This is a genomic window from Candidatus Curculioniphilus buchneri endosymbiont of Curculio glandium, from assembly GCF_964275155.1.
GTDB lineage: Bacteria > Pseudomonadota > Gammaproteobacteria > Enterobacterales > Enterobacteriaceae > Curculioniphilus > Curculioniphilus buchneri.
The window spans coordinates 485,909-498,629 of record NZ_OZ193413.1 but is presented as its reverse complement, the minus strand read 5'-3'; the positions used below and the strand labels follow the sequence as shown (position 1 = coordinate 498,629).

Below are 12,721 nucleotides of genomic sequence, written 5' to 3'. Positions count from 1 at the left end.
ATAATTTTCCATGACAATAACTTTTCAACAATTAGTAGCATTATTGCCATTATTAATTATAGGATTAACGGCAATAATTGTGATGATATGTATCATATGGCGACGTAATCACCTTGTTAGTGCTATCCTAACATATATAGGATTGAGTCTAGCTCTAGCATCATTGTTATTAGTGATGCAACATGGATCTACTGACGTTACTACACTGATACGTGTTGATAATTTTTCTATATTTTATATTGGACTAATACTTTTCTCCAGTTTATCTACTGGAATATTATCTTATATTTGGTTGACACATTATCCGGGAAACTGTGATGAATTTTATTTGATGCTATTGATTGCTACCATTGGAGGAATGTTATTAACTAGCTCTAATCATTTAGCAACATTATTTCTTGGAATAGAATTAATGTCACTACCAATTTTTGGTATGATAGGTTATATCAGCCATAATAATTACTACTTAGAATCCAGTATTAAATATTCACTACTATCAGCTATTGCAACATCATTTCTTTTATTTGGTATAGCTCTGATATATGCAAATACTGGTCAATTGTCTTTCATCGCCATAAGTCAGGCATCTAATAACATATTTCCTACATTACTGTTATTATTAACAGGCTTTGGTATGCTAATTATTGCTTTTGGTTTTAAATTATCTTTGGTACCATTCCATTTGTGGACACCAGATGTATATCAAGGCGCACCAGTGGCTGCAGTTGCCTTTTTAGCAACTGTTGGAAAAATTTCTATTTTTTCAACAGTTGTACGTTTATTTCTTTATTTTCCCATAATTAACACAGAAGCAATACAGCTAATTCTAACAATGATGTCCTTGTCTTCTATGCTGTTAGGAAACCTTATGGCGCTTAATCAAAACAATATTAAACGAATTTTAGGTTATTCTTCCATTTCTCATTTTGGTTATCTCCTTATAGGAATCATTGCATTACAAATGCATACCTTAGCTCTAGAAACTATTGGCGTTTATTTAACGGGTTATTTAGTTTCTAACTTAGGTATATTTAGTATAATTAGTTTAATGTCTCAATGCCACAGCGAAATAGATGTAAATTGTTTTCGGTTTTACCGTGGTTTATTTTGGCGAAAGCCACTGCTTTCAGTAATACTAACTGTTATGATTTTTTCATTAGCTGGTATTCCAATGACAATTGGTTTTATTGGTAAATTTTATATAATAATGCTTGGTGTTAAAAGTCACCTAATTTTGTTAACTAGTACAGTGATTATTAGTAGTGCTATTGGCCTATTTTATTACTTACGTATCATAGTGAACTTATATCTATTACCCTCAGAATCTTGGCAATGTAATATTCCTTCTAATTGGGCAGTAACTACTGGAGGTATAATAGTAATTATTTCTTTATTATTAGTGTTATTTTTAGGGGTATATCCACAACCATTAATTACTTTGATTCAGTTATCAAAGCCAACATTGTGGTAATTTATTATCTTTTTTATAGACAATCTACTGTTCTTTAAGAGAGACAAATTACGTTGACTACTAAGGTTGCGTTGTTGCTGTCCAATTTAATATTTTATTATATGTTGGAATGGGCAATGTTACTTTTAATTGTATTAAATTAATTTATTATTAATCCGATACTTATTTTAAAAATCAAAGCAAAAAATTAAATACTAAATTCTTTCATTTAATTTATAAAAATTAAGTTATTAATAATATAGATTTTAATCTGAGATAATTAGAATTATTTTCAGATTTTAAAGAAATACTATAAGTCTGTACACACAAAATATACCTATGCTACTGCATAAAAATAATTTAAAAATATCTAACCAGTCTTAAATACTTAGTAACACTATATAGCATTACTATTAGAATCCTAATGTTTTTATAACGTTTTATATCCTATCAGGATAATTTTATTTTAAAAGCAGTACATATATGAGTAAATTTCATTTATGATCAATAAATTACACAGTATTGTTCTTGATATTTTCTAATAGTGCATTCATAATAATATAAATATAATGAAGATATAAAAACCTTAATATATAAGAAATATATTAAGCTTTTTTTAACTATAAAATTGTAATGTATTGAAAATATTACCGTAATAATATATTAATATATAGTGATAATATGAAATAAATAAATCGATAAAAAGTTATGAAATATTTTTCAAATCTTTTCAATATAAATTATTATTTACACTGTATATCCGATAAGATCAAATCTTGATTATTAATTATATCAGTCAAATAAGGTATTATAACTTATACTATATAAGTTCACAAAGTTATAATAATCAAATTTCCATATTTAATGATTCAATACTTATGTATGTTAGTCTTTGAACATTACTCAATCTTTAAACTTTAGATATTTTATTTATATAGTGATTTATACAATCTATTAATGTATGCATGTAAGTATGATAGCTATATAAAATGGCCATCTTATATTTTTTAAAAAACTTTATCGCCATGTATTAAAATAATTCAATAGAGAACAAATCTTTTTCCTAAAAATATACTAACTGTCCATAAAAGGATTACTGTTAAAATTCAATCGTCTTTTTAAAAGATGCTGCATGCATACATAAGTATATATCATAGAAAATAAATATACTATTAAGTACATATAAATGCAGAAACTGTGGTACATTTCTATCAATGACACAGCTATATATAATTGATTATCACCGATCATTTGACACTTACAATATATCAAGAAGATCGATTTACATACAAAAAAATCAATAAATTAAAATAATCTAGTTATTATTAAACGGTAATGTCTTATCAAGTAAACAATATTGTAAACTATATCCTTATTATATTTTATAAATTATTCAAATACATTCAATGATATTAAGTATATCACCATTGTACCTTAATGTATAAACTGTGAACTTACTTAGTCACATATATTTAATAAAATAATTGCTTCTTTTTAATGCCTATGTATACATACATCGCAACAAATGTTGCGTAAAAATTTTTGCTACTATGAAAAATCTATATGCCATAATTAACTGGTTATTTCTGGTTAGTTATTGGTTATTAATAGCCGGAATTACACTGCGAATAATGATTAAACGTCGCTCAGCACCTTCTGCCATGGCTTGGCTTTTAATAATCTATATTATACCCTTAATTGGAATTGTTGCCTACTTGTTATTTGGTGAATTAAATCTTGGTAAGAACCGTGCTGAACGTAATAAAGCGTTATGGCTTTCCACTGTCCGTTGGATTGAAGAATTTAAAGAATGCTCATATCTTTTTGCTAGCGAACATAGCGAAGTAGCTCGATCATTATTTCAATTGTGCAAATATCGACAAGGCATAGGTGGTTTAAAAGGCAATCAAACGAAACTAATAACTAATACCGATGATGTAATGCTGTCGTTAATACATGATATCGGATTAGCAAAAAAAAATATTGAGATGGTTTTTTATACTTGGCAAATAGGTGGACTAGTCGATCAAGTAGCGGAAGAGTTGATGGCAGCTTCTCGTCGCGGTGTATGCTGTCGATTAATGTTAGATTCTGTGGGTAGTATAGAATTTTTTCGTAGTCCATATCCCGTTATACTGCGTACTGCTGGAATTTATGTAGTAGAAGCACTGCATGTCAATCTTTTACGCGTTTTTTTTCATCGTGCAGATTTGCGACAACATAGAAAAATAATATTAATTGACAACTATGTTGCTTATACCGGTAGTATGAATATGGTAGATCCACGGTTTTTCAAACAACATGCTGGTATTGGTCAATGGATTGATATTATGGTACGTATAGAAGGACCAGTTGCTACTTCTATAGGTAGCATCTTTTCCTGCGATTGGGAAGTTGAAACGGGAGAACGTATTTTATCTTCACCACCTAATATTAACATAACAAAATTTGAAAAGGAAGCTAGCCATGCTATTCAAGTTATTGCTTCAGGACCCGGCTTTCCTGAAGGAGTAATTCATCAAGCTTTGTTAATGTCAATTTATGCAGCGCAAAAACGCCTTGTTATGACTACACCATATTTGGTACCAAGTGACGATTTACTATATGCAATTTGCACAGCTGCACAGCGAGGAGTATCAGTACACATCATTGTACCACGTTATAATGATTCAATGCTAGTAAGTTGGGCTAGCCGCGCATTTTTTGCTGAATTACTCGAATCAGGAGTACTGATACATCAATTTGAAGACGGTTTATTACACACTAAAAGTGTTTTAGTGGACGGTCAATTAAGTTTAGTAGGCACTGTTAATTTAGATATGCGCAGCTTGTGGCTAAATTTTGAAATTACTTTAGTTATAGACAATAATGATTTTGGAAAAGATCTAGAACGAGCACAGGAAGATTATATTTCTCGTTCGAGAATAATTGAAGCAACAGCATGGGCGAAACGCCCTTATTGGCAACGAATCGTTGAACGATTATTTTATTTTTTTAGTCCATTATTATAATTTTTGTTAATTTACGTTTATTAATATTATTAATAGAATTAAGATAAAAACAAATAATATATCTTATATAGTCAATTTCTAAAAGAATAGATAGAATGATTAAAGTTATTTTTATCAATTTTAATTGACATAAGATAATATTATTATAAATTCTGATATATTAAAAAATATAAAATCTATTGAGATTTTTTGTGCAATATTGCATAAATTTTACATAGTTATTTAACTGAATAAATATTCAATCAAATAATGATGAATAATATTTCTTGTATATAACATCTATTACTGTAAATTCAATACTATCTGATAGATTTTAAGATTAGTTTTATGCAAGAGAGAATATTATGACAATAATTTTATTAAAATATCAAAAGAAAATTAGTAAATATAAATTAAAAAATTAGTTGACATAAATCATCAGTATTACTTAAAGTTTACTATCTATTAGACGATTTTTATTTTAGATCTTCTATATATATAAATATATAGTTACGTTAATAAAATTAGACTAATAATTTTAGCTTGATATCTAATATATAAATAATTTATTTTATTTCTTGCCATAATCAAATTATATAAATATCATAGAAAATCTGATGATTATGTCTATTTAGATTTAATTTAAATTTAAACATGGAATAATGTTATTCTATTTACATTACTAAGTATTAATAATTAAATTTAAAAATATCATTTATACGACATAAGTATTAAACACACAATATGCTAATTTGTTAGCATAGTTATGCGGAATATGATATTTCTAATTATCTTATGTCTTTTAATTTAACGTTTCTTACATCATGTAATATATGACTTATTGATATGGTTTGACACAATGAAAATTGTTTCTTTTAATATTAATGGATTACGGGCTCATTTGCATCAAATTGAAGCCATTATTATTAAGCTTCAACCTGACATCATTGGATTGCAAGAAACTAAAGTCCATGATGACATGTTTCCTGTTGAAAAAATGTCTCATTATGGCTATTACCTTTACTATTATGGCCACAAAGGCTATGCTGGAGTAGCATTACTAAGCCGAAAAAAGCCATTGTCCGTTCACCGAGGATTTAGTACTGATGGAGAAAATGAAACTCAACGTCGTATTATCATAGCCGACTTTGATACATCTTATGGACTATTGACAATAATAAACGGATATTCCCCCCAGGGTGAAGGACGAAACCACCCTATTAAATTTCCAGCTAAAAAAAAATTTTTTCATAATTTACAAGATCACATCGAACAACATCATAACAGTAATTCACTTTTACTCATAATTGGTGATATGAATATCAGTCCAACTGATTTAGACATTGGTATTGGCGAAAAAAATCGTAAACGCTGGCTTCAAATTGGTAAATGTTCATTTTTACCAGAAGAAAGAAAATGGATAGATCAGTTATTAGCATGGGGTTTAATTGACATCTATCGTCAAAAAAATCCTACTGTATCTAATCATTACTCCTGGTTTGATTACCGATCACATAGTTTCAACGAAAATTGTGGACTACGAATTGACTTATTGCTAGCTTCACAGCGCATGTTTTCATTCATACGCTCTACTGGTATTTCTTATGAAATCCGTGCGATGATAAAACCATCTGATCATGCACCTATATGGGCAGATTTCGATCTTTAAAAATTATTAATGAGTGTATAATACGTTGTAATTATAGAACTTTATGTGCTAAAAATAAGCTATTTTATTAAATATTTATTATTTTCTATAATTTCAATTATATTTTAATGTCTAATTTATACAATTATTTGTTACTTATTTGGTCATGTTTAAAAAAATAATATCAATATAATTCTTAATAGCTAACTCTAATCGCGTTTTGATTGAATGATTTATATATTACTATTTTAGTACTTTAAATCAATGAGAATATATATCAATTATATAATTCAGTAATGAGAAAATAAGTACACTTATCGTGTTATTCTTGAATAAGAAAATATATTAATTAATAATATAATAATGATTATATCAAATTAAATCTTTTTAGCATTCTTAGTTTTTGATTGATAGACAATCAGAAAATTATGTTATTGACAAGTTTGTATTTGAATCTATATTATTTTCTTATGTCAAATGGATCAAGAGAAAATTTTTTATTTAAATTAAAGTTAATCTATTTACTTGTTAATCGATTTACTTTTATCATTCAAATATGATATATTTGTATACTTTACGTAACAAATTAATTAAAAGTATTATAAAAATAATATATATTATTTATTAAATTACGGTTTAATCAAAAACCATTATTTTAGTTTATTTGATTTAAAAATTAGTTAACAAAATTTTTATTCATACTTTTATTTCAATAAAAATTTTTTATAATTTATGAACTGTTATTATCAATTTTAAAAAGCTTAATGTCATTTAATGTTGCGAAATTAACGCATGATCATTAGTCACTTACTCATGTAGCCAAGTAAACTACATATATGCTTATGTCATAATATTTACTATAGTAGTACTACTTATTCAAGTAGGTATAATGAATTAATAAATACAAATTTTGTCATCTACATTATTTGGATTCAATAGTCATGAATAAATCTTGTTGTCTGTGAAAATAATCTAGTTAAAGAGAAGGATATGTAAGATGTTTACATATATAAGTATATATTCATATCTTCTAACTGCTTTTACTTATGTGTTAGGCTGTTATACTAAACAAATGATATAATTATTTATCTTCTTCAATCAGAAGAATAGATAATTTACGTAATAATTTACTATTTATTTATAAAAATTATTATATGTTGAGTTTACAAAGATATATCTTATACTATTTAAAATGGAAGTTGTATTGACAGTAGATTAATATTTTTAAAATGTCTATTATAGTATAAGTGTAACACGTTAAAAAGCAGCTAATAAAGCATAACAATTATAGATATTAATAATACCCTACTACTATGATGAAAATCATGCACGTAAAATAAGTAGAGACTACTAATTTAATTATTGTTTTATAAAATTATATAAATTCAAATCACCTACACAAATACTAACTAAATGAACTATGTTATTTAGCTTATTAAAAGAATAATATAATAATAAATCGAGAAAAAAGCAGTATAAAGAAGGTATATTTAGATTAAAGAAAATACATGAGCCCATTCTGAAATATAGAGAAATAACATTATAAAAAAATTTTAAAAATGATGCCTTATCATTAAAAATAGAAAAACATTTTTTGCATAAGAATAACTTTTAGAGTATCTTCAATTAAAGTCAACTGAAAGTTAAGTTAATGTTTTACATAGAACATAAATGGAAATTATCATCCGTCAATATATAGACTAGTCAGTATTTTATCCATTTAATGCCTCATTAGTTAATAGTAAGGATATTAAATAGAAATATTTAGAGACTTTTAAAAAAATAAAAATGTCACCTATATATTTATAGCGTAAAATCAAATATTAATTTCACTTATTATATATTATATTTTTTTGGAGCTTGTATGCGAACGTTTTGGCTAATTTTTACTGGTTTCTTTAAGTGTGGATGGAATATATTAAGCTTTATTCGTAAACTTACTCTGAATATATTCTTCATTTTTTTTATTGTTATTGCAATTGATATTTATTTAAAGCTTTATCGTTCTCAATCAACATTAACAAAAAGCGCACTAATTGTAGATTTAATTGGTACGGTCGTAGATAAGCCAACAGTTAACAATAAAGTTCGCCAATTCCTCGGCACATCCAAGGCTCGACTTCAAGAACATTCGTTGTTTGACATTGTCAATAAGTTACGTCAAGCCAAGAATGATAATAAAATTACTGGCTTAGTTTTATCGCTTAAAAATTTTTCCGGTACTGATCTTTCTTCATTACATTATATTGGTAAAGGATTAAAAGAATTCCGCGACAGTGGAAAACCCATCTATGCCATAGGAGATAGTTATAGTCAATCACAATATTTTCTTGCTAGTTATGCTAATAAAATATATTTAACCCCTCAAGGTGCAGTTGATTTACATGGAATGTCAATCAATCATTTTTATTATAAAAGTTTACTCGATAAACTAAAAGTTAACAGCCATATTTTTCGAGTAGGCACTTATAAGTCTGCTGTTGAACCTTTCTTAAGAAATAACATGTCAGATGCTGCACGTAAAAACAATAACCGATTAATAAATCAGCTTTGGAAGCATTATTTAACTATCGTAGCCAACAATAGGCAAATTGAACAAAATAAATTTTTTCCAAAAACTGAAGACATGTTGGAAGAACTACGTATTATCAATGGCGATACTGCACAATTTGCACTTAATCACGCTTGGATAGATCAGATCATACCATTCTCTACAATGGAAAAAGAACTGATCAAAACATTTGGATGGAATAAAAGTGACCATACATTTAATGGCATTAGTATTTATGATTATCAACAATCACAACCACCAAAAGGACAGATTGCAGTAATTTTTATTAACGGTACCATTATTGATACCCTGGCAATACCAGGCGCAATAGGCAGTGAGACTATTACTAACCAAATTCGACACGCTCGATTAAATCCAAAAATTAAAGCAATTGTACTTCGAATTAATAGCCCTGGAGGCAGTGTCACTACATCAGAAATTATTCGTTCAGAACTTGTTACTACACGTAAAGCAGGTAAACCAGTAGTAGTTTCTATGGGAAGTATCGCAGCATCTGGAGGCTATTGGATATCAACTGCTGCTAATTATATTGTAGCTAGCCATAGTACATTGACCGGTTCGATAGGTGTATTTGGAATAATTAATACATTTGAAGATTCACTCGATAGCATTGGAATACATAGTGATGGTGTTACAACTTCACCTGTAGCAGATATATCTATAACAAAAACGTTGTCAGAAGAATACTCACAAATGATGAAGCTCAGCGTTGAGAATAGTTACCATAATTTTATTACTCTAGTTGCGCAATCTAGGAATAAAACACTAGAAGAAATTGATGAGATAGGTCAAGGACGTGTGTGGATCGGTAGTGATGCTATGGTAAATGGATTAATAGATCAATTAGGAGATTTTGATGATGCAGTTATAAAGGCCGCAGAATTAGCAAAATTGAAGAAGTATACATTAAATTGGTATCTACTAGATGAACCAGGATTAATAGAGTTATTGTTCACAAAGATGTGTATGTCAATATATACTCAGATGCCAAACATTTTTCAATCTTTTCTATCAGTTAATCAATTTAAAATAAACGGATTAGATGTCCTGAATAATGATCCAAAAAATCGATATGCTTTATGTGTTGTTTATGGACAAATAACATAACTTTCATGAGTGAAGAAACAAATGATTAAAAGATATATGTCATGCTATTTACATCAATAGATTAAGCCAACTACATTGGTTTTGATTTGAAAACAAAATTATTTAAATATGTTATATATACCTTGTATTATGTAAATAAATCATATATTAAATATGACACATTGTACTTTTTTTTACAAAATTGTCTATGATAGTTTATAAAAATAAGCATTCCTTGAATTTTATATTTTTATGTAAATATAGATTTAAATTAATTTCTGATATTTATACATATTTACGTCCTATAAATCATATTTTTTAATATGATCATAGGATCAACTGATCGACATGTTGTTAAGTATAGTTCACTGATTTTTATTTAAATCATACTATAGATAAAATGTTAGTTTAATTAAAAAATATATTTTAAATATGTTCTATCGATTGATCAGTGTTCATAATTCTGAAATAAGGATAAATAATATTGAAAATAAAAATCGAGCAGTAAACGACAAAATATTATTTATAACTTGGTCAATACTGAATTTTTCAAGTAAAATATTTACTAGTTTATCATATCTAATAAAACTGTTTACTTGCATAAAGTAATATATAACTGTGTTAAAAGGTAGTATCATCTTCAATATATTCGATAATATTTTTAATATTACTTTATAATCAATGGTCAGCATTAAAAAGTGAGCAATGTATACCTACTAAATTATATGGACGAATAATTACATATTGAAAAATTTTTCAATTATTCTTATGTCAAGGCTCGCTTTCATTTTATATCAATTAACTACAATTCTATTTATGACATAGTGAATCTATACCGAGTGTGAAAACTCATTAATAACTTTATATTTAACTGGTGAAATATATGACTATTAAAGTAGGTATTAATGGCTTTGGCCGTATCGGCCGTATTATTTTTCGTGCCGCACAAAAACGAAACGATATAGAAATCGTTGCAATCAATGATCTATTAGATTCTAATTATATGGCTTATATGTTGAAATATGATTCAACCCACGGGCGGTTCAATCAACCAATTTTTTCAAAAAAAGGTTATCTTATAACTAATGGTAAAACTATTCGTTGTACTTCTGAAAAAGATCCAACATGCTTAAAATGGGGAGAAGTTGGTGTTGATGTAGTTATAGAAGCCACTGGAATGTTTTTAACAGATGAAACTTCGCGTAAGCATATTATCGCCAATGCCAAAAAAGTTGTGATGACTGGTCCGGCTAAAGATAATACTCCAATGTTTGTGATGGGAGTGAATCATTCTTCTTATAACGGACAGGATATTGTGTCAAATGCATCCTGTACTACCAACTGTTTAGCCCCATTGGTAAAAGTTATCAACGATCACTTCGGTATTGTTGAAGCTTTAATGACAACAGTACATGCTACGACGGCTACTCAAAAAACAGTTGACAGTGTATCTTATAAAGATTGGCGCGGTGGCCGCGGTGCTCTTCAAAATATTATACCATCGTCTACCGGAGCGGCGATAGCTGTATGTAAAGTTATTCCTGAATTAAAAGGAAAAATTACTGGAATGTCTTTTCGTATTCCAACGTCTAACGTTTCAGTTATTGATTTAACTGCACGTTTATACAAATCAGCATCTTATAATGATATTTGTTCTGCTATTAAAATAGCATCTGAAGATAAATTAAAAGGTATTATAGGATATACTGATGAAGATGTGGTATCTACTGATTTTAACGGAGAAATACTAACATCAGTATTCGATGCTAAGGCTAGTGTGGTATTAAACGACAAATTTGTCAAATTAATAGCATGGTATGATAATGAAACTGGATATTCTAATAAAGTACTAGATTTGATATCACACATTACTCATAGGTAATATTTAACAATAATATAGCTATGTTTTATTATGTCTAAATCATTGGTTTTCCGTATTGGTTGTTATTATAATAACATGAGCTAGTAATTGAAAACTACTATTAGTTATTCTAGCAATAATAACCTAGCAGCACTTATTGTTTAAGATTTATATCTTAAGTTTTGGTGGATATAATCGTAAAAAATCATGTTTTTATAAAATAAATAAAATATTTTTTAAGAAATGAAATGTTCTACCATATTTTTGACCTTTAAATATTTTACGTATGTTTTATTATTTTTTCGTATGTAATTTATATCAATTTTTCTAATTGATCTGTCAAATAATATGATGGTCCACGTTTAACTAAATTGCTAGTTCATCATGATTTTTAACTTTTTATTTATGTAAAAAAATATATGTTGTTAGACTTATAGTTATAAAGGATTAATAACTAATATCTTTAATATATTATTGTATTAGTAAAGAAATATTGTTATTGTTTTACATGATTTCGTGGATTCGTTGAAATAAATGAAAATATATTATTTGAGATAAACATCTATTTCATAGATACTGGTTTTTAATTAGATTCTATGTCAACAGAAGGAACAGATATAATATTTATATTTTAACAATTAAAATTATTCTTATTAAGATAAGTAACTGAGTCTTCAATTAGAATAAAAATAATATATGTAATAAAACGCATATATGTTGGTGTATACCATTTGTTAAAACATTGCAGTTTTTAAAACTATTCGATATATTGAAATTAATTACCTTTAAAAATAAAAAATGATAAATTATAAATTATTCTTAATACCATTAAATTTTTATTTAAACATTAGCATACTAATTAGTTTTATGAATTCAATAATTATCATTAAATCTAATACAATATTTTAAGTTATATATTTCTATATAAACAATAAAAAATACATAGTACTATTATATCGATTAGATAATGATAGTATAAAAAATACTTAATTAAATTACATGGTGGTTTAAATACCCCTGTTTCCAATAGAATTGTATTAACAATATATTGAAATATATGCCAAATTTAAATAAAATAAAAAACGGTATTAATGTCTAGATATATAACATATTA

General features: G+C 27.0%; 5 protein-coding genes. All 5 read left to right on the top strand.

Annotation, left to right across the window (positions count from 1 at the left end; all coding sequences use genetic code 11):
- The first annotated feature begins 10 nt into the window (after window positions 1–10).
- Window positions 11–1,471 carry an NADH-quinone oxidoreductase subunit NuoN gene (nuoN, locus tag ACICP0_RS01430; protein WP_395480168.1) on the top strand — a complete coding sequence of 487 codons (1,461 nt, stop codon included), beginning with the start codon at window positions 11–13 and terminating at the stop codon, window positions 1,469–1,471.
- Between the two features lie 1,529 nt (window positions 1,472–3,000).
- Window positions 3,001–4,461 (top strand): cardiolipin synthase, encoded by a 1,461-nt coding sequence (gene cls / locus ACICP0_RS01425; RefSeq protein WP_395480167.1) that lies wholly within the window; start codon window positions 3,001–3,003, stop codon window positions 4,459–4,461.
- Between the two features lie 838 nt (window positions 4,462–5,299).
- Window positions 5,300–6,109 (top strand): exodeoxyribonuclease III, encoded by an 810-nt coding sequence (xthA, locus tag ACICP0_RS01420; RefSeq protein WP_395480166.1) that lies wholly within the window; start codon window positions 5,300–5,302, stop codon window positions 6,107–6,109.
- 1,843 nt (window positions 6,110–7,952) lie between these two features.
- Window positions 7,953–9,767: a signal peptide peptidase SppA gene (gene sppA, locus ACICP0_RS01415; RefSeq protein ID WP_395480165.1), complete on the top strand. Its 1,815-nt coding sequence runs from the start codon at window positions 7,953–7,955 to the stop codon at window positions 9,765–9,767.
- An 862-nt stretch (window positions 9,768–10,629) separates the two neighbouring features.
- The gene (gene gap, locus ACICP0_RS01410) at window positions 10,630–11,628 is read left to right on the top strand and encodes a type I glyceraldehyde-3-phosphate dehydrogenase (protein WP_395480164.1); all 999 of its coding nucleotides are present in this window, start codon (window positions 10,630–10,632) and stop codon (window positions 11,626–11,628) included.
- Window positions 11,629–12,721: the final 1,093 nt, after the last annotated feature.

Excerpts from the sequence above, each read along its gene's own strand:
- cls (WP_395480167.1), top strand. The coding sequence starts at position 3,001 with ATGAAAAATCTATATGCCATAATTAACTGGTTATTTCTGGTTAGTTAT.
- sppA (WP_395480165.1), top strand. The coding sequence starts at position 7,953 with ATGCGAACGTTTTGGCTAATTTTTACTGGTTTCTTTAAGTGTGGATGG.
- gap (WP_395480164.1), top strand. The coding sequence starts at position 10,630 with ATGACTATTAAAGTAGGTATTAATGGCTTTGGCCGTATCGGCCGTATT.
- nuoN (WP_395480168.1), top strand. The coding sequence starts at position 11 with ATGACAATAACTTTTCAACAATTAGTAGCATTATTGCCATTATTAATT.
- xthA (WP_395480166.1), top strand. The coding sequence starts at position 5,300 with ATGAAAATTGTTTCTTTTAATATTAATGGATTACGGGCTCATTTGCAT.